The organism is Pseudanabaena sp. FACHB-2040, assembly GCF_014696715.1.
Taxonomy (GTDB): Bacteria; Cyanobacteriota; Cyanobacteriia; order Phormidesmidales; family Phormidesmidaceae; genus JACVSF01.
In genome coordinates this window covers 131028-150491 of sequence record NZ_JACJQO010000010.1, presented here as the reverse complement: position 1 = coordinate 150491, position 19464 = coordinate 131028, and the positions used below count along the sequence as shown (strand labels likewise).

Genomic DNA, 19464 nt, shown 5'->3' with positions numbered 1-19464 from the left:
CAAGGTCGCTTTTTTAGGCCAAAATACTCATTTCTTTACGAGCCCTGCTGCCGCATGCTGATTTTGCTTAAGGGCAATTGCTTCAGCCCGCTCGAAATGTTGGGCAAAAATTTTTGAAAAACCCTTAGACGAGGCTTGGGATTTGTACCCGCCCACAGGTTTTATAGGGTAGAGTTTGGCCAGAGAATGCTTTGCTGACAACGTCTTATGGTCAAATCTGTTCGCGCCTGGCTACCTACTTCGCTGACTAAGCCTGCCCTTTATCTGGGGTCGGCCTTGGGAGCCAGTGCTCTGGCCCTGCCGGTGATGGCGCTCTCCCTCTCGGTTGGGCCTGAGGGCATTGATGCACGACGTTTACACGCTGCGCCCTACAACCTGACTGGGCAAAAAATTGCTATTGGACAGGTGGAAATTGGTCGGCCTAGTCAGTTTGGCCTTGACAAGGTTGCCTACGAAAACATGCCGGTTACGGTGCGGCAGGTTTTTCTGCTCAACCGCTCGGCCTCTGCGGATGAATTTATTGATGGTCATGCCGCCAATGTGGCAGGCATTATGGTCAGCCAAGACAAGCAAAATACTGGGGTGGCTCCCGAAGCGATGCTCTATTCTGCGGCGGTGGGGCCGCTGTTAGACAGAAGCGGGCAGCCGGAGGAGTGCCTCGCCTCCCAGCACTTGGCGCTGCAAAATAGCGGTGATGTGCGGGCGATCAACTTCAGCTTTGGTGAATCTTTGGGCCGCGACCCGCGACCGGAGCCGGTGCTAGATGGCAATGCCCTGTTAACCCAATGTATTGATTGGTCTCACCGAGTTCATGACGTGCTCTATGTGGTTGCGGGTAACCAAGGCGGTGGCGGCATTCCGATTCCGACAGATAACTTTAACGGCATCAATGTGGCCTATTCGCGGCTGCAGGATGGGATGTTTACTAAGGTGGACTTCTCTAACCTGAGTAGTGAGCCCGCGTTTCAGCCCACACGGGCGGCGGGGCCAGAAACCAACGAAGGGCCGCGCCGATCAATCAATTTGGTAGCCCCCGGCAGCCAGATTGCGCTGCTTGACCCAGACGGGCAGCCGCGGGTGGGCAGCGGTACCAGTTTCGCTGCGCCTCATGTGGTGGGCACTGTGGCGTTGCTGCAGCAGCTGGCCGACCGGCAGATCCGCTCAGGCTCACCCAACTGGAGTTTGGACGCCCGTAAGCCAACTGTGATCAAAGCTATCTTGCTTAACTCTGCTGATAAGCTGGCGGATACGGGGGATGGGCTGCGGCTGGGCATGTCTCGAACGCTGCTGGATCAGAAGAATCAGGACTGGCGGCAGTCGGATGCCTATCGCGATCGCAAAATTCCTCTACACAATGAGCTAGGCACAGGCCATCTCAATGCCTATCGGGCCTATGAGCAGTTCAATCCGGGGGCCTTTTCGCCCGATGCCCCAGTTCCCGCAATTGGCTGGAACTATAGCACTCTAGAGTCTCCGGTACCGCCTACCGATCTGCCTCGCACTAGCACTGAGATCCGCTACGAAGACTACGTTTTTGAATCGCCTCTGCAGGCAAACAGCTTTATCTCTGCCACGCTGACATGGGACCGGCAGGTCGTGCTTGACGATGCCAACGGCAACGATCTCTATGACCTAGGCGAAACCTTTAATGATCGGGGGCTCAACAACCTCGACGTCTACCTGATGCGGGCTGAGGATGAAGACCTGAGCGCCAGCATTTGGTCGTCTGAGAGCGATGTCGACAGTACTGAACACATTTTTTATCAAATTCCGGAAACAGGGCGGTACAAACTGAGAGTTATCTATCGGCAGCAGGTGCCGGACGAGATTATCCAGCCTTACGCACTAGCGTGGTGGGCGGTCCCGGCCCGGTAGCTGCCTACTCATCGCTGGGGAATTTGCGTCTATGGCTGAAGTTGATAATGCGATCGCATTGACCTGTGCCCGCCTCTGCCAGGAGGTCTATAAGGACTTTTCGGGTATCAAGTTTGAAGCCCTGCCCGACACCGACACCACCCTAATTCAGAGTGAAGATTCTGGCTTTACCGACACTCAGGTAGCGTTTCTTCACAAAGAAGGGTCGGAGCAGATATTCGTTGTCTTTCGAGGCAGCGACAGATCGGTTGACTGGATGAACAACTTTCAGATCCGCCAGCAGGTTTACCCCTATGGCGACGGCAACAGTGACGTTAAATTTCATTGCGGGTTTATGACGGCTTATTTTGCCGTGCGAGATCGGCTGCTGCCTGCGATCGAAAAAATTCCCCAGCCCAAAATTGTGATTACCGGCCACAGCCTTGGTGGTGCTCTGGCTACTATTGCGGCTCTAGATATTCAGTACAACATCACCAGCAAGAATAACCAGGCCATTGAGGTCTATACCTTTGGTGCACCTCGTGTGGGCAACCAGGCCCTAGCTGAGTCCTACAATCAACGGGTACCCGACAGCTTCCGCTACGTCTTTGGCTGGGACATTGTAACCCGCACTCCCCGTTCTTGGCAGGGCTATACCCATGTAGAAAAAGAGGTCGTGCTGGGGTCTCGCTGGACCTGGAGGGTTCTTAGCCGCCGCTTTAGTGACCATGCCATCGACAACTACATCTCGGCCCTAGCGGAAGAAACTAAGGGCCAGGAAGCCGGTTTGAAATAACTGGGCCGTTACCAAATCTGTAATCGGGGGAAGGGGAAAGCAGAGCCGTGCCACGGTGATACGGTGACTGTTTTGCTAAGTAGGATCTATACATGGCACTCAAATGGCTGGGCTGGCTCACCCTAGCGGCCCTGGTTACAGTGAATTTTTGGGGCTGTGCCCGTGTTCCAGGACAGGTTGGTTCTGGCGCAGTTCCCGACTCTGATGCTCGAGAAACCCCGGCAGTGGATTTAACTGCCCCAGTTGACCCCAAACTGGTTGAGGCCCAAAACCGCTTTGGCTTTGAGCTGCTCTCCCAGCTGCAGCAAGAGACTCCACAAGAAAACCGGGTGCTGTCTCCCCTGAGTGTGTCTATGGCTCTGTCTATGGCTCAGGCGGGAGCGGCTGGCACAACGCTGGACGCGATGAAGCTAACGCTCAACCTGCAGGGCATGGAGGTGACGGCGGTCAATGATGCGATCGCAACCCAAATTGCCATTCTAGAAGCGGCTGACCCCGATACCCAGCTAGAGCTAGCCAACTCCCTTTGGGCCAAAGCTGGCGGTATCGACCTCAAGCCAGACTTTGTAGACATTGCTAAGTCTGCCTACCGAGCGGAGGTGCAGGTGCTGGATTTCAGCCAGCCCTCAGCCCTGCAGACGATCAACAGCTGGGTCGAGCGCGCCACAGCGGGTAAAATTCCCGGTATTCTCGATGAGATCATCCAAAGCGATGTGCTGTTTTTGCTCAACGCCGTTTATTTCAAAGGGGCCTGGCAGTCTCCCTTTGATCCTAGCCAGACCCGTGAGGAGCCTTTTTACCAGGCCGATGGCAGCACTACCAATCGACCCTTAATGTCCCAGTTCGGCGACTTTTCCTATACCGAAGCCGAGAACTTTCAGGCCGTTAACCTGCCCTATGGCAATGGCCGCCTCAGCATGGTAGTGGTGCTGCCCAAAACAGAGGCGGCCTTAGCAGAGCTGCAAACTCAGCTTACAGCCGATACCTGGCAGCAGTGGCGCAGTGAATTTCGCCAGCGCCCCGGTAACCTGAAGCTGCCCCGGTTTCAAATGGAGTACGGCGTGGGCCTAAATGAGCCGCTGAAAGACCTGGGATTGGGCATTGCCTTTGACCCCGATCAGGCCAATTTTAGTAACCTCAGCGACGCATCAACCTTTATCAGTGAGGTCAAACACAAGACTTTCATTGAGGTGAATGAGGCTGGCACTGAGGCGGCTGGAGCCACATCTATCGGCATCAGCGTGACTTCAGCTCCAATTCAGCAGCCCTTGCCCTTTGTAATGACGGTTAATCGGCCCTTCTTCCTAGCAATTCAAGATCAGGTTAGCGGTTCGATTTTGTTTATGGGCTGGGTAATGGATCCGACATCATAAACTGCCAAACCTTGTAGAGAGCAGCTAGTCGCCGCTCTACAGGTAGGGTGAGGATTATGGGTTCGATTCTCGGAGACGACGTCGCCATTCTTCATCCACCTTGTCAGGGTTGGCAGCTTCTTGCTCGATTAGATCCTGCTCGGTGGTATAGGCCAGGTTGTCTTGGGTGATGATGGCCTGAGCCGCAAACTGACGAGCAAAGCTCAACTTCTCCTGGAGGGTTGAGTCGGTGGCGGCCAGTGCGATCGCATGCTCCTCCCGCCGACTGTTGCGAGCATCGATCTTGCGGTTTTGCTGCTGCACCCAGAAATAGCGCACCAGAGGTAGACCCAAAAAGGCAGCTCCATAGCCCAGCAGCAGCCAGTAGATAGAGCTAGCAAAAGCAACCAGCCCACCCAGTTCAGCGACTAGAACCTGATCTTGCAGCAGATTTCCCAAAACCAAGGCTCCGATCAGATTCGCTGAGCCCAAGCCAATCGCCATCATGATCTGGCCTGAGGTAGCCTGACTAAAGCGGCGCGGCAGTTCCTGCAAAAACTGGGGCACAGAAATAGACCGGCGATTGTCAGCAGTTACCTGCAGTTCGGGGAAATGGTAGACCAGCTGCCCCTGAGGGCTGACCTCAGGCTGACCGTTGAAGCGGCTCAGCACGGGCAGCATAAAGTCCTCGTATTCTCGTGACCAGCCTTGACCCAAAGTATCGAGATAGGGAGCAATTTGCTCGGCCACCACTGCACCCCGATTGTTGCGAATCACAGCAGCGATGGTCTGCCAGCGCCTATCTTCTAAATCAGCGTTAGGGTCACCGTCGCCAAAGAGAAACGAAAAAATCGCTTCTAGAAAATTGAACTCACTCTTCTCTCGGGGCCGTCGCTGCCGACCGTATCCGTAGTTAAAGTCAAACAGGTAGAACGGGTTGCCCAACCAAATGCGGGGCATAAAGATAAAGCCACCCCCGCCTCTTCGATCATTTCGATTGTCTCCTTGCTGAGAAGACTGGGCAGCCATCACCAGAGCGAAAATGGCCACCGCAATTAGCACCAGCGACAGGATCAGCAGAATCCCAAAAGAGATGCGGATCAGGTAGAAGAGAACGCGCCAGATCCGGTTCCAAGTTTCTTGGAGCCGCAGTCGCCAGGACTTGCTGAGTAAGATAGTACGGGCATTGCGAGGAAACTGATAAGCAATTTCCCCAACTTCAGACACCTGCAGGTGCGCTTGAACATCACTAGCTAGCGCCAGGACTCCCTGCTGAGCCACATTCAGGGGTAGGCCTGCTTCAGCAGCCACATCCCCCACCGTAACCCGGTAGCCCAGCCGTTCAACCGCCTGCAAAACTGCGGCGTTTTGAGCCATGTCGAAAATTCCTTCGGATTTGCAGTCTCTTCTAGTATAGAAATTGCCGACTGCTCCCTTAGGCGGCAAACCGAACGCAGGTAACCCGTTTGTCCTCCCTAACCCATTAAAAAGCAGGCCAAGCGCTTTTGGGCCGTTGACCTGCTCAATCAGAAAATTAGCTGCACAGTGATTTAGAACTGGGGCTTGTTAGAACGGACTCTAAGCACTTTTGCCCAGCACCTGAGCTTTTAAGGTATTGATATCTTCGACCAGTTCCTGACGGTTTGAGGCTCGCAGCAGATAGCGATAAACAAACCAGCCGCTGTAGGTCAAGCCAATCAGCTCAAAGGTGGGAGACAAGAGCGGAATCTCATTGATAGCCCCTAGGATTGCAAGCACCAGTTTGACTGAAATGATGCTGGCAAAAATAAGGCCTACTGTGATAATCGGGCGCTGGTATTCCCTGAAGAAGTCCGTTACGTACTCGGGCAGGTCACCTAGCAGTTCTGAAACCTTGTCCAAAACCCGCTGCACCTGTTGAGAATTGCCACCACCCAGATATGGATCTGAGGACTCTAACAGTGCAGTCGCTTCAGACTGTGCAGTCGCTTCAGGTGTAGTAACCGAGCCGTCCGGTTCAAGCAGCATGGGTTCCGACTGAAATTCTGTTTCCATGTTTAATCTTCCGGGGGGTCTTCTAACAACAACAGATAAGAATACACTCAATTTTTGAGCGTTAGCAGAGTTATAGACCGAAACTCGAAGTTTTTCAAATCCTCAAAAGGGTGAGAATTGCCTGCGACGACTAAACCATTGGTCTAGTTCCAACGATCTAGCGTTTCTCTACTCACCAGAAAAGCTCTCCAAGGAATTTAGTAGATTACGGAGCTTACGGCGATCGATGACAATCTCAGGGTCGGCCGAGCTTGATCTCGCTTGATCAAGGCTGGGCTGTCGAGGAAGATGTTGAATAAATCGGTATCTCGATTGCCCTTGATTGGAAGGTTTGGTCATCTCAGGGAATCCTATCCTATTGCGATCGGTTCAAACGTACTAAACTCTGCCTACATTAATCTTCCTGGCAAATGCCCGAAAAAGATTCTCTCTCCTGAGAGATGTGACTGCTTGTTACAATTTTCTAGAGAATTGTCTTTAGCCTGAGCAACCCTGTCGGCTCTATTAAAATACGTCATATAGCTAACTATTTTTTGCTCAGGAGGGCGGGGCACTTATCGATACGATCTATGGTCAGCTGCAGGGACTCAAACCCAGTCAGCTCAAACAGCTTCAGAGGCTCTACTACCAGCGACTGCCGGGCGATCGCATTACCACTCCAGAATTTGCCCAGCGGTTAGCCGCGATCAGTACAGAGATTAACCAGCCAGTCTGTGCCTATTTCAACCGTCGGGGGCAGGTGATTCGCATTGGTGTGGGCACCCCACGCCAAACCCAAATTCCACCCTTAGAGCTACCCCGCTACGGAGCCGAGCGTTTATCGGGTATTCGCTGTGTCGCTACCCAGCTCAAGGCTGAACCACCCAGCCACAGCGTCCTCACCGCAATGGCCCTGCAGCGGCTCGATGCTCTAGTGCTGATCACGCTAACGGGGGGAGGCTTTGAACGGCGCGGAGGCGGCGCAACCGGCTATGTGCAGGAAACCTACTTGGCTCATTTGGTAGCCCATCCTGAAGAGCGCTGGACAGTCTCGCCACCTCTCAGCCTAGATATATTAACCCAGCAGGACTTTTTAGAGCTGGCAGAAGGGCTAGAAGAGGAGTTTCGTAAGCAGTTCATTGCCCGTCAGGTTGATGCTGACCACGACCGGGTGTTAATTGTTGGCATGATGACGGCCAAACAAAGCAAGCAGCAGTTTCAGAACCGAATTATGGAGCTGGAGCGGCTGGTTGAAAGCGCCGGGGGCGATGTTCTCGATAGGCTGCACCAGCGGCGAGAGCGGCCCCATCCCCAAACGGTTTTGGGAGCTGGAAAGGTGCAGGAAGTGTCTTTGGCGGCTCAGACCCTAGGCGCTAACCTGATCGTGTTTGACCGAGATCTGTCTCCCACCCAGGTGCGTAACCTGGAAAATCAGATCGGCATTCGCGTGGTAGACCGCACTGAGCTGATTTTGGATATTTTCGCTCAGCGGGCCAAGAGCGGAGCGGGCAAACTTCAGGTGGAGCTGGCTCAGCTTGAGTACCAGATGCCCCGGCTAACCGGACGCGGGCAGGCGATGTCTCGACTGGGCGGCGGCATTGGCACCCGAGGCCCCGGTGAAACCAAGCTAGAAACCGAGCGGCGAGCGATTCAGCGGCGCATCGCCCGACTGCAGCAGGAGGTCAACCAGCTCCAGGCTCACCGAGCTCGGCTGCGGCAGCGGCGACAGCACCAGGAGGTGCCCTCTCTGGCCGTGGTGGGCTATACCAACGCGGGCAAGTCTACACTGCTCAATGCGCTGACCAATTCTGAGGTCTACGCCGCCGACCAGCTCTTTGCCACCCTCGATCCAACCTCCCGCCAGCTCACGGTGCTCGACCCCGACACCCACGCCCCGCGCAGCCTTATCCTGACCGACACAGTGGGCTTTATTGAGGACCTGCCGCCGCCGCTAATGGATGCCTTTCGGGCCACTCTAGAGGAGGTCACCGAGGCCGATGCGCTGCTGCACGTAGTTGATCTATCGCACCCGGCCTGGCAGGCGCAGATCCACTCAGTGATGGGGCTACTGCAGCAGATGCCGATAACGCCCGGCCCCATCTTGCTGGTGTTTAACAAGCTAGATGACGTGGGCAGCGATGAGCTTGCGATCGCACAAGAAGAATACCCCCAAGCTCTCTTTATCTCCGCCACCCAGCGCCTCGGCCTAGAAACCCTACGGCAAAAGCTGCTGCAGCTCGTAGATTACGCTGTCAGCGTATAGGCTGATGCTGCAACCGTCTGATCTGCAAGTCTGCAAGCACAAGCACCAGCTGTGCGATAGAGGTTGCTGAAGATTGCTGCGCAATGGCTTAATAGGGTCATTGCGCAGCAATCCTAAAGAGCACGCTGCGCCTCCTAAGAATGCGTTTCCTAGCACTGAGAAGTATCCAAGATTAAATCAGCATATTTCGGTCTGCTGAGTCTGTAGGACTTCTGAACTTGAGGGGCACTCTAGAGAGAGTCTTCACTTAGCTGCTCTTTGGAGGCACCCATGCTCACAGTCCGCACAATGAAGCACATTGCTACGAGCCGGACAATTCCCAGTTTTCGCTCTTGCCGCACGACTAGCTCGATGTCTGCCAGCCTGATTCAGGATCAGGGGCGGATGGTAGCAGGCTACACCCAAATGCTGGCTCACGACTCTCAGAGGCAGTGGCGCGATATGATGTGGCGTCGGCACTAGGCTGAGGCCATGACCTCCAAGAATCCTGCTGGAAATTCTGCTTTTGAACGCCTCCCTGACGTGGCGATTCAGCCTAAGAAAGGAGCGGATGCGGGCCTAGCTCCGTTGCTGCTAACGGTGATTGAGCTGTTGCGTCAACTCATGGAAGCTCAGGTGATTCGCCGTATGGAGGCGGGCTACCTCAGTGATGAGGAGCTAGATCGAGCAGCTGAGAGTATTCGCAAGCTTGAAGAGCAGGTGCTTAACCTCTGTGAAGTTTTTGACGTGGATCCAGCAGATTTGAATCTCGACTTGGGAGAAGTGGGTACGCTGCTGCCTAAGGAAGGGGGCTACTACCCCGGTGGAAACTCCCAAAAACCCACGATTTTAGAGCTGCTGGATCGACTCCTGAGCACTGGGGTAGTGGTCGAGGGAGATGTCGATTTGGGGCTGGCGCAGCTGAATTTGATTCATGCCAAGCTGCGGCTAGTGCTGACCTCTAAACCGATCTAAAAGCTTCTCTTTTGACGCAGGGAGAAGTCTTATCGGATTGCTGACTGACTCCTTAAATTAATGCGGGTGGCTGGGCCACTCTACTGATATGGCAGATCGCTACTACCTATACGGTATTTTTCCGGCTCCTGGCCCTAGTGAGCTTGAGGTTGAGGGACTAGATAAACAGCAAGTGCGATCGCACCCGCTAGAGGGATTCACGTTTCTCTATTCAGAAACCGGGCAGGAGCGCTACCTAGCTAGCCGCAAGAACTTGCTGGGTCACGAGAAAGTTTTAGAAGAAGCGATGCAGCACGGCCACCGCACGCTGCTGCCGCTGCAGTTTGGGCTAATCATTGAGGGCTGGGAGCAGGTTGTGCAGCAGCTCGTAGAACCCCACGGATCAGGACTCAACCGGCTGTTTGAGCGATTAGAGGGGCGGCGAGAGGTCAGCGTTAAAGTGCTGTGGGACCAGGCAGCCGAGCTAGAGATGCTGATGCAGGAAAATGCCTCACTCCGGCAGGAGCGCGATGCCTTAGAAGGCAAGCAGCTCAGTATGGATCAGATAATCAGCATTGGCCAAGATATCGAGCAGGCAATGAATGCTCGCAAACAGGGAATTATCACCGCCTTTAGAGCAGCCTTGAACTCGCTAGCCGTCGAAGCCGTGGAAAACGACCCGATGATGGATTCAATGATTTACAACGCAGCCTACCTAATTGACTGGGAGGACGAACCCTCCTTCAGCCAAGCCATTGAAGCCCTAGATGCTCAATTCGAGGAGCGGCTGCGGATTCGCTACAACAATTTCACGGCTCCCTACAACTTCGCACAGCTTGATCGGCTGGATTAACCATGTTGAATCTTCTACTGCTGCCTGTGACCGGCCCCCTTAGCGGCGTTACCTGGGTTGCTGAAAAGCTGCTTGAGCAGGCCGAGGGCGAGACAAACGACCTAGAGGTGCTCCAAAAGCAGTTGCTGGCTCTACAGCTAGCCTTTGACATGGGCGAACTCGATGAAGATCTTTTTGAAGCCCAGGAAGAGGAGCTGCTGCTGGCGATTGAGGATCTGCAAATTCAGGCCAGTGAGGAAGCCTAGGGCCTAGAGAAAATATTAAAGACATACCCGCCAACAGAGGCTAGACGAAGCGCGATTGCGTAAGGTGTCAGTAAAAGCTGATTAACAGTTGTTACAGGCACAGGTAGGTAAAAATGGCGGCAGAACAGCGAGTCGCTTTGGTAACGGGAGCCAATCGTGGCATTGGTTTTGAGACAACTCGGCAGCTAGCCAAACAGGGGATCAAGGTAGTTCTGGGCAGCCGCGACCCCAAAAAAGGTGAGGCGGCAGCAGAAAAGCTCCGGCAGGAGGGGCTAGATGTCGTGGCCCATCAGCTGAGTGTGACAGATTCAGGCGGCATCAAAATTCTGGCGGAGCTGCTGGAGTCTGAGTTCGGTCGGGTAGACATTCTGGTAAACAACGCCGGAATTTTGCCCGATGCTCACGACGGCAGCATTCTCAGTATCGATGTGGGGCCGATTCGAGAGGCAATGGAGACTAATGCCTATGCCCCTATCCTGCTGGCTCAGTCATTTGTGCCGCTGATGAAGCAACAGGGCTATGGCCGCATTGTCAATGTGTCTTCGGGCATGGGGCAGCTGAGCGACATGGGCGGCGGCCACACTGCATACCGGCTGTCTAAAGTTTCTCTGAACGCTATCACCCGAATTTTGGCCAACGAGCTAGAGGGCACCAACATTAAGGTAAATAGTGTCTGTCCAGGTTGGGTTAAGACGGATATGGGAGGCACAGGGGCAACGCGCAGTCCAGAACAGGGAGCCGACACAGTTGTGTGGCTGGCAACCCTGCCGGATGATGCTCCGTCGGGGCTATTTTGGCGCGATCGCAGCCCCATTCCCTGGTAGGACTACTTGAATGTTGTTTGCTCGGCTAGCCAATCTAAGTAGGGTTTTGATCCCTGGGTAATGGGCAAGGCAATCACCTCTGGCACCTCATAGGAATGAAGTTCTTTAACTCGGGCTGCGAGCAGGTTGAAATAGTCTAGGTTGGTCTTAATCACCATCTGCCACTCATCATCGTGATGGATTGTGCCCTGCCAGGAGTAGACCGAGTGCATAGGAAAGAAGCTGACGCACGCAGCTAAAGACTCATTTACCAAGTGGTCGGCCAAGCGCAGAGCCTCCTCGCGGGAGCTAGCGGTGACGAGAACCACTCCAAAAGTTGACATGATTTTCTCCTCTTGGTCTGCCGTTGTGACAATGCTGCAAGCTGGAGTTGACCTAGTGGGTATAACGACAAAGCCCCTGAAGCTTAAGGGGGCTAAGTCTACTTCAGAGGTTGCTCAAAAATTGAGGCGATCAATAAATTCTGAGTTTTTCAGCGTGTCGCGCGACTCTCGGTGAGTCCATCGGGTGGTGCCGCGTACAGCTTCCAGCAGGTAAGCTCTGGCAGCCTTAGGCAAAACAGCATCGGTAAACTCAGTGCCTTCGACCACGGCTCCTTCTAAGGAAGCGTCGCCTAAATTGGCCCGGGTCAGGTCGGCCCGAGTTAAGTCGGCTCCATTTAGTCGGGCATTCCATAGAATGGCTCCCGTCAGGTCAGAGCTGCTGAGGTTGGCTCCAACAAGGCTGACACCTCGTAGGGTTGCCTGGGTTAGGTTAGCGGCACTCAGATTGGTATTGTCTAGGTTTGAGCCGTTGAGCTTGGCATCCTTCAGGTTAACGCCACTGAGGTCCATGCCGTGCAGATCGACTCCGTTGAGCCAGGCTCCCTCAAGATTGGCTGCATCAAGGCGAGTTTCATCGAGTTCTGCGCCGCTGAGGCGGGCACCGCTGAGGTGAGCCCAGGCCAAGTTGGCTCCACTGAGGTTAGCGCCCCGCAGGTTAGCCCCACACAAATTGGCCCCACACAAATTGGCCCCAGCTAGGTTGGCCCGACTCAGGTTGGCATGGCTGAGATTGCTGCCGCTCAGCCGCGCCCCTGCCAGGTCGGATCTGACCAAGAAGGAACCTCGTAGATTGGCTTTGGTCAAGTCAGCCTGGGCTAGGCTGCTCTCGCTCATTTTGGTAAAGCTAAAATCGGCCCAGTTGAGCTTGGCTCCTTTTAGGTTGGCTTTGGTCAAAAAGGTGCGCTTGAGGTCGGCTCCGGTTAGATTCGCCCCCGTCAAGTTGACGTCGACCAAAATTCTGTTCTTGAGATCGGCACCACTCAAATGAATCCCGGCAAATTCCCGGTATCCAGACTCGTATAGCTCTAGAAAATAATTGATGTGCATAGCACGGCGGTTACCGGCCGGTGTTTGCTGCGGCCATCGAACAGTAGCAAGGGGCACAGTGCTTTCCCCGGAAATGAGAATTGAACGTAACGAAACTTACTATCTGAGGGTATAAAAATTGTTCTTTAAAAGTTTTTGTCTCCAGATCAGACGTTTGAACTGGGTGAACACAACAGTGGAGAGGTCTGTACTGAAACTGTTTTTAATTTCTTCTTAAGGCTTGCTTTAGGTAAATGACAGAACTCTCTATCCAAGCCTAGTTGCTGGGAGCCTCACTGTCTGCTTTGTTTTAATTTGATTGATAAATTGGATTGAAACTTAGTAGTTCTGGGTGTTTATTTTAAGTATCATGATGCGCTTTGGTTTATCTGTCCTCTGGATTAGTGTTCTAGTTTACGCTTTTGTGTTCGCACCGCCCAATCAGCCGGGCACTACTGATTTGATTGTGAGGCTTTCTGTGGGTGACTGGGACGGCATTAATCCAGCTGTTTCAGCCCTGTTTAGTGTCATGGGAATCTGGCCCATGATCTATGCTGCGATCGCACTGATCGATGGCCATCAGCAGCAGGCAAAAGCTTGGCCTTTTGTAGTGGCCTCCTTTGGGACGGGGGCCTTTGCGATTTTGCCATACCTAATTTGGCGATCGCCCAACCCGACTTTTAACGGGGCTAAGAACTGGCTGCTGAAGCTGCTAGACTCTCGCTGGTTGGGACTGGGGCTGCTGCTCTCCTCTTTGGGGCTAGTGGCCTTTGGCCTGATTGCGGGGGACTGGAGCGACTTTTGGCAGCAGTGGCGCACCAGCCGCTTTATCCATGTGGCCAGCTTAGACTTTTGCCTGCTGTGGGGGCTGTTTCCGGTGCTGCTGGGAGATGACATGGCCCGGCGGGGGCTCAAGCAGCCTGCCTGGTTTTGGGTAGTAGTGCTGCTGCCGTTAATAGGGGCGGCAGCCTATCTAACGCTACGGCCCCCTTTACCGGAGGAACAGATCGGGCTGGCAGAAACTCCCGTTTAGGCTGACGCTAAACGCATCTGCGGTTCGACTCGTTATCCTGAAAAGGCTGACAGGACTGAGGATAAATGGCAATGCAGGCGACCCAACCGATAACAACCGACGTGGTGCTGGTTGGGGGCGGACATACCCATGCAATTGTGTTGCGCAAACTGGGTATGGTAGCTCTGCCAGGGGTGCGGCTGACGCTGATTACTAACCTGGCAGATACTCCCTATTCTGGGATGCTGCCCTGCCACATTGCCGGCGTGTATGGCTTTGATGAGTCTCATATTGACCTGCGGCCGCTGACTCGCTTTGCTCGCTGTCGCCTGTTTATGGATCGAGCCATTGGGCTAGATCTGGAAAAGCAGCAGGTGATTTGTGCTAACCATCCGCCAGTCAGGTACGATGTGCTGTCGCTTGATACGGGCAGCACACCAGGGACGGTAGCGGTGCCGGGAGCGGCAGAATACACCATTCCAGCCAAGCCGGTGCCGGAACTGCTGCGCCAGTGGGATCAGATTTTGGCAGCGGTGCGGCAAGCGCCAGACCAACCTTTGACCCTAGGCGTGGTGGGAGCGGGGGTAGGCGGGGTGGAGCTGACGCTGAACCTGCAGGAGCGGCTGCGAAACCTGCTGACTGAACTGGGCCGCTCGCTAGATCAGGTAACAATTCACGTTTTTCATCGGGGGGACACGATTGCTACCGGGCGCAACGGCTTAACCCGGCGGCGGCTGCAGCAGATTTTTCGAGAGCGGGGCATTCAGCTACATCTGAGCGAGACAGTAGTGGCGGTAGAGCCGTCAGCTGACGGCTCCACTCAGCAGGTGATCTGTGAGTCGGGGCGGCGAGTGAAGTGCGATCGCATCTTCTGGGTGACCAGCGCCGCTGCCCCAGCCTGGCTGCAGGACAGCGGCCTCTCTCTAGACGATGAAGGCTTTGTTGAGGTGCGTGATACGCTGCAGAGCTGCTCCCACGGCAATGTGTTTGCGGCCGGGGATGTGGCGACAATGGTCAATCACCCTCGGCCCAAGGCCGGAGTCTTTGCGGTGCGCCAAGGACCACCGCTATTCAAAAATCTGGTGCGCTACCTGCAGGGGCAGCCGCTCCAGCCTTTTCGGCCCCAGCGACGGTTTCTCAACATTATTGATATTGGCGGCGGCAGTGCGATCGCATCAAGAGGCCCTTTTACTGTTGAATCTCCCCTCGCTCGTCAGTGGAAAGACCGGATCGACCGCAAATTCATGCGGCTCTTTACTGACTTTCCTGACATGGCAAATCCCAGGGAGCTATCTCTGGCTGAGTCAGCGCCGCCCACCCCAGCGATGTTTTGTGCCGGATGCGGTTCCAAAGTGGGCAGCGGGGCCTTGAGACGGGCGCTACGCCGGGTGACGGCAGAGCTTCCCCCCGTTGCCGGCACCTCCATGGGCGAGATTCTTTTGGGGCTAGAGGCTCCAGACGATGCAGCGGTGGTGACTGTACCCACCGGAAAGGTCATGCTGCATACGGTGGACTACTTTCGGGCCATGCTGGATGATCCCTTTGTCTTTGCCCAGATTTGTGTCAACCACTGCCTTAGCGACCTCTATGCGATGGGAGCTGAGCCCCAGAGTGCTCTAGCGCTGGCGGTTGTGCCCTACGCCAGCGAAGCCCTGCAGGAGGAGACGCTGTACCAGCTGCTCGCTGGGGTGCAAAAGGCGCTAGGGGCAGCGGCAGCTCCCTTAGTCGGTGGTCACACGACCGAAGGGGCAGAACTGGCTTTGGGATTTGCCTGCAATGGGCTGGCGGATCCGGCTCAACTGCTGCGCAAGGGCGGGATGCAGCTGGGGGATCACCTCATTCTGACTAAGCCGTTGGGGACGGGCACTCTGTTTGCCGCCGATATGCGTCAGCAGGCCAAAGGCCGGTGGATTGAAGGGGCAGTCGCTCAGATGCTGCACTCTAACCGAGAGGCGGCCTACTGCTTCCAGGCGCATGGGGCAACAGCCTGCACCGACGTGACAGGATTTGGTCTGCTGGGGCACCTCTTGGAGATGGTGCAGGCGGCTCAGGTCAGCGTGGAGCTTGATCTAAGCCAGTTGCCAGTGCTAGCAGGTGCCAGAGAAACCCTAGCTCTGGGAATTGTCAGCTCTTTGCAGACCCAAAACGAAGCAGCTGCGATCGCAATTGACAATAGAGAACCCTTTACATCCCGTCCCGATTACCCGCTCTTGTTCGACCCGCAGACGGCTGGAGGGCTAATTGCTTCGGTCCCAGCAGATCAAGCGGCTGCCTGCCTAGAAGCGCTGCAAATTAAGGGCTATAGGGAGAGCACCGTAATCGGTGAGGTCATACCGCTCAAGAATTCAGCCCAACCAATTAAGATCAGTAAATGGTGAGACTCGTTCAGATTGAAGCTTTTCTCAACGACACTGGCCCCGTTCTAGACGTGCGCAGTCCGGGCGAGTTTGAGCAGGGGCATTTGCCAGGGGCCGTGAGCTTCCCGCTATTTAGCGACGAGGAGCGGGCTGAGGTGGGCACCTGCTACAAACACCAGGGCCGAGATGCGGCAGTGGAGCTGGGGTTTGCGATCGCAGGCCCTAAGTCAGCCGAGTTCATCCGCCAAGCTAAGAAACTAGCCCCAGATAAACGAGTGCGAGTTCACTGCTGGCGAGGCGGCATGCGCAGTGGTGGCATAGCTTGGGCGCTGGAGCTAGCCGGATTTCAGGTGACGACTCTAGAGGGCGGCTACAAGTCCTTCCGCCGCTGGGTGCGCCAAACGCTGGTGCTCCCCCGACCCATCATCATGCTAGGCGGCATGACCGGCACTGATAAAACCTCTATTCTCCACGCCTTGGTTGGGCAGGGAGCCCAGGCTCTGGATCTAGAAGCTCTGGCAAACCACCGGGGCAGCAGCTACGGCGGCTTAGACATGCCGCCCCAACCCTCAACCGAGCAGTTTGAAAACCTGATTGCCGTAGAGTGGGCAGCATTTAACCCAGCAGAACCCGTGTGGGTAGAGGCCGAAAGTCGCCGGATTGGCACCTGTCGCTTGCCCGATGAGCTGTTTCAACAGATGGAGGCAGCCCCCACCCTAGAAGTAACCCGGCCTCTCTCAGAGCGGCTAGATTTGTTGGTGCAGCTCTACGGCCAGGTAAACCCAGAAGACTTGGTAGTAGCGACAGAGCGAATTGGCAAGCGGTTAGGCGGCCAGCGAACCCAGGTTGCGATCGCGCTAATCCGCCAACGCAATTTCAGAGGTGCATTGGAAATCATTCTCGACTACTACGATCGCACCTATCGCTACGACCTCGATCGCCGCCAGAAAAAGATACCTCAAATTGACATAACCGGGCTTTCTGCCAAAGCCAGTGCCCAGTGCCTGTGTCAGGCCGCAGCTCAGCTATTTGACGACCTACAGCTCAGCAATCAGCAGCCCCAAGCCTCTTCGCCCTTGTTATCTCCGCTTGCGGTTGAATAGGTTCCTTTAAAAATAAAAGGCACTGCAATGCAGTGCCGGTGAGGATTTTAAGAGTCGATATTGCAGAATCAGCAGCGTTCTAAACAGAGCCTCAGATAGAGAGGGCAGGGACGAGGGTAGAACCTAGGAGTCGCTATACCAGCGTCCCTGCACAAGACAGTCCAAACATCGCTGTTTACCCACTCTGGAATGCCGCAATGTCCTAAGCTGTTCACTACAGTAGGCTTAGCCTATATAGGACAGCGGCAACTTCCGGAAATCCTCCCGGGATTAGTACCGAGAACCGGGAGTGGTGGTGGTGGTTACATCATCGGTCGTGCGATAGCGAGTAGCGGTGTCGTTATCTTTCCGACCCATCAGACCTGCCAAACCGATTAGGCCCAGCAGACCCAACCAGCCCCAGTCAAAACCGTCATCTTCAGTTTCAGTGGCGTAAACAGGATCGGTGCCAGTGGTGGTGCCAGTGGTGCCAGGAGCAGTGGTGGTATCAGTAGTGCCAGTGCCAGTGGTGGTCTGCGCAGCAGCGGGCATAGCAGAGGGCAGGACAGCCAGGCTCAATGCCAAAGCACTTGCACCAAACCACTTAGTCAAAGAATTGCGTTGCATATTTCGTACCCCAGTAATTGATTGCATCAGGTTTTATGGATGGCTAAGCTAGGTTTGCTTAACTCTATGACTCGCTAAAAGCGGGCCTCAGCCATCGCTTGGTTCTTACCTTATCCATTTCCCTAGCAAGTCAAATTCACCCATGGTTAGAAACACAAGAGCCACTCAGGTCTAGCAAAAGGTTGAGCTTGCCAAAACTAAAGGCATAAGCCCGCCTCCAAACCCTTGCTGTAGCGTTCATAGCGCCGACTTCTAAGAAGAGCCAAAAGTCAGGTCAAAAATGCCTAAATAACTTTCTACTGCCAAAATTTAGAGCAGAACAGTTAGGAGCCAGCCAGTAGCCCCTCTCTCAGTCGACAAACACCATCGACAATAGCAATGGTGAATTGAATAACGATTAGAAATCGAAATAGCTAGAAATCAAAATAGATGTAGGGCAAAGTCTCTGCTGGGGCTAGCAGCCAGGCTAGAAAACAGAAGATGGGCAGCAGCAGCAGTTTGACCGGCCAGCTCAGCTCAATCTTCAACCCTCGGTTAAAGAAGTAGGCCACCCCCATTAGACCCACCAGACCCCATAGCATAATGGCCAGCTCAGTGTAGGTGAATCCTAGAGACTCAAGATAGACCCTCTGGGCAAACTGGGCATCTGCAGGCACCCCCCAGAGCCGCTGTAGGGCCAGCATGAACTGTTGCGGATCGGGCAGGCGGAAAAACAGCCAGCTAAAAAACACGACCAGTTGGGTTATTCCCCAGCTCAAAATTGCCCCAGGAACAGTTTCCCAAAGCTGTTTTAACGGAGCCCAGGCTTTGGCTGCGGCCTGATTGAGCCGGTGTACCCCCAGCGCTAGGCCGTGAATTCCCCCCCAAATCAAAAATCCCCAGTTGTTGCCATGCCAGACTCCGGCAATCAGCATCACGATCATTAGATTCAGGCAGGTGCGCCAAAGGCTTTGGCGAGAGCCGCCCAGCGGAAAATAGAGGTAGTTACGCAGCCAGGCTCCTAGAGTCATGTGCCAGCGCCGCCAAAAGTCAGCAATGCTGGTACTGAAATAGGGAAAGTCAAAGTTTAGCGGCAGCACAACCCCCAGCAGCAGCGCACTGCCCCGGGCAATATCGACGTAGGCATTGAAATCGATATAGAGCTGAAGGCCATAGGCGAATACGGCCAGCCAAATATCGGCACTACCGGCTCGCGGCAGGTTATCAAAGCTAAGGTTGACCAAGATGGCGATGTGGTCTGCCAGCAGCAGCTTCTTAACTGCGCCGGAGGCAATCAGCCAGCCCCCCTCAATGGCGGTAGCCAGACTGGGGGGCGTAGGTTGGGCAAACTGGTCAATAAAGGTGTGATAGCGGGTAATAGGCCCTGAAATAAGCTTGGGGAAGAAAAACTTATAGGCCGAAAAATTAATAAAGCTTGGAGCAGGGGGTGAGCCCCGATAGACGTCTACCAGGTAAGCAATACACTCAAAGCAGAAAAAGCTGATGCCCAGGGGCATCAAGATCTGCCAAAAGGGATCTTCTGGCCTGCTGCCAGTGGCCCCTCCGGTCCAGCCCAACAGCCGGGGCAGCGCCTCGGCATACTTAAACCCCAACAGCAACAGAACGTTAATGGCAATGCCCACGCCTAGCAGGAGAGTTCTCCGCTGGTTCCAGCCGTGTTCGGCCACCTGCCAGTTTTCGTTTGAGATGCGCCAGTCTAGGGGAGCCGTCAGGATTTTGCCGAAGTAGAAAGTTACCCCTGCCAGCACCAGCATCAGGGGCAGGTACTGGAGCTGTAGGGAGGCATAGAAAATCAGGCTGGCTGCAAACAAAAGCCAGAGCCGCAGGCGCAGTGAGGTCAAAGACCAGAAAAGACCGACAATGCTGAGCAGAAAGAGGGCATAGGTAATCGAGGGCAGCAGCAT

18 protein-coding genes are annotated in these 19464 nt (G+C 54.7%); 12 read left to right on the top strand and 6 right to left on the bottom strand.

Annotated features, from left to right (window positions below; genetic code table 11):
- Positions 1-306: 306 nt before the first annotated feature.
- From H6G13_RS13365 to H6G13_RS13355, 3 genes are all read left to right on the top strand, one after another.
- Positions 307-1875 (top strand): S8 family serine peptidase, encoded by a 1569-nt coding sequence (locus tag H6G13_RS13365; protein WP_347277481.1) that lies wholly within the window; start codon positions 307-309, stop codon positions 1873-1875.
- A gap of 31 nt (positions 1876-1906) precedes the next feature.
- The gene (locus H6G13_RS13360; RefSeq protein ID WP_190483707.1) at positions 1907-2650 is read left to right on the top strand and encodes a lipase family protein; all 744 of its coding nucleotides are present in this window, start codon (positions 1907-1909) and stop codon (positions 2648-2650) included.
- Positions 2651-2742: 92 nt separating this feature from the next.
- Positions 2743-4023 (top strand): serpin family protein, encoded by a 1281-nt coding sequence (locus tag H6G13_RS13355; protein WP_190483706.1) that lies wholly within the window; start codon positions 2743-2745, stop codon positions 4021-4023.
- Between the two features lie 54 nt (positions 4024-4077).
- Here H6G13_RS13355 and H6G13_RS13350 read toward each other — a convergent pair whose 3' ends face one another.
- On the bottom strand, positions 4078-5379 hold the full coding sequence (locus tag H6G13_RS13350; RefSeq protein ID WP_190483705.1) for a hypothetical protein: 1302 nt from the start codon (positions 5377-5379) through the stop codon (positions 4078-4080).
- Between the two features lie 201 nt (positions 5380-5580).
- Positions 5581-6036, bottom strand: a complete 456-nt coding sequence (locus tag H6G13_RS13345; protein ID WP_190483704.1) for a CAAD domain-containing protein — start codon at positions 6034-6036, stop codon at positions 5581-5583.
- A gap of 556 nt (positions 6037-6592) precedes the next feature.
- Here H6G13_RS13345 and hflX point away from each other — a divergent pair.
- From hflX to H6G13_RS13315, 6 genes are all read left to right on the top strand, one after another.
- Positions 6593-8278, top strand: coding sequence for a GTPase HflX (hflX, locus tag H6G13_RS13340; RefSeq protein ID WP_190483849.1), 1686 nt, complete (start codon positions 6593-6595; stop codon positions 8276-8278).
- 270 nt (positions 8279-8548) lie between these two features.
- Positions 8549-8740 (top strand): hypothetical protein, encoded by a 192-nt coding sequence (locus H6G13_RS13335; protein ID WP_190483703.1) that lies wholly within the window; start codon positions 8549-8551, stop codon positions 8738-8740.
- A 9-nt stretch (positions 8741-8749) separates the two neighbouring features.
- Entirely contained in the window at positions 8750-9232 is a 483-nt protein-coding gene (locus tag H6G13_RS13330) for a gas vesicle protein K (protein WP_190483702.1), read from the top strand.
- An 88-nt stretch (positions 9233-9320) separates the two neighbouring features.
- The gene (locus tag H6G13_RS13325; RefSeq protein WP_190483701.1) at positions 9321-10064 is read left to right on the top strand and encodes a GvpL/GvpF family gas vesicle protein; all 744 of its coding nucleotides are present in this window, start codon (positions 9321-9323) and stop codon (positions 10062-10064) included.
- 2 nt (positions 10065-10066) lie between these two features.
- The gene (locus H6G13_RS13320; protein WP_190483700.1) at positions 10067-10309 is read left to right on the top strand and encodes a gas vesicle protein GvpG; all 243 of its coding nucleotides are present in this window, start codon (positions 10067-10069) and stop codon (positions 10307-10309) included.
- 113 nt (positions 10310-10422) lie between these two features.
- Positions 10423-11133: an SDR family oxidoreductase gene (locus H6G13_RS13315; RefSeq protein WP_190483699.1), complete on the top strand. Its 711-nt coding sequence runs from the start codon at positions 10423-10425 to the stop codon at positions 11131-11133.
- A gap of 2 nt (positions 11134-11135) precedes the next feature.
- On the opposite strand, the gene cutA is transcribed toward H6G13_RS13315, so the two are convergent.
- Together cutA and H6G13_RS13305 are read right to left on the bottom strand one after the other, a co-directional pair.
- A complete protein-coding gene (cutA, locus tag H6G13_RS13310) occupies positions 11136-11456 on the bottom strand; it encodes a divalent-cation tolerance protein CutA (protein ID WP_190483698.1) in 321 nt (106 codons plus the stop codon).
- 114 nt (positions 11457-11570) lie between these two features.
- The gene (locus H6G13_RS13305; RefSeq protein WP_347277475.1) at positions 11571-12560 is read right to left on the bottom strand and encodes a pentapeptide repeat-containing protein; all 990 of its coding nucleotides are present in this window, start codon (positions 12558-12560) and stop codon (positions 11571-11573) included.
- A 292-nt stretch (positions 12561-12852) separates the two neighbouring features.
- Here H6G13_RS13305 and H6G13_RS13300 point away from each other — a divergent pair, with 292 nt between their 5' ends.
- The 3 genes from H6G13_RS13300 to mnmH all read left to right on the top strand — a co-directional run bounded on the left by H6G13_RS13300 (position 12853) and on the right by mnmH (position 16954).
- Complete coding sequence (locus tag H6G13_RS13300; RefSeq protein WP_190483847.1) at positions 12853-13515, top strand: DUF2834 domain-containing protein; 663 nt, start codon at positions 12853-12855, stop codon at positions 13513-13515.
- Between the two features lie 71 nt (positions 13516-13586).
- Entirely contained in the window at positions 13587-15872 is a 2286-nt protein-coding gene (gene selD, locus H6G13_RS13295) for a selenide, water dikinase SelD (RefSeq protein ID WP_190483697.1), read from the top strand.
- Positions 15866-16954 (top strand): tRNA 2-selenouridine(34) synthase MnmH, encoded by a 1089-nt coding sequence (gene mnmH / locus H6G13_RS13290; protein ID WP_190483696.1) that lies wholly within the window; start codon positions 15866-15868, stop codon positions 16952-16954. The genes selD and mnmH overlap by 7 nt, the downstream gene beginning before the upstream one ends.
- 270 nt (positions 16955-17224) lie before the next feature.
- On the opposite strand, the gene H6G13_RS13285 is transcribed toward mnmH, so the two are convergent.
- Positions 17225-17560, bottom strand: coding sequence for a WGxxGxxG family protein (locus tag H6G13_RS13285; protein WP_190483695.1), 336 nt, complete (start codon positions 17558-17560; stop codon positions 17225-17227).
- A gap of 413 nt (positions 17561-17973) precedes the next feature.
- On the bottom strand, positions 17974-19464 hold the full coding sequence (locus H6G13_RS13280; protein ID WP_190483694.1) for an MBOAT family protein: 1491 nt from the start codon (positions 19462-19464) through the stop codon (positions 17974-17976).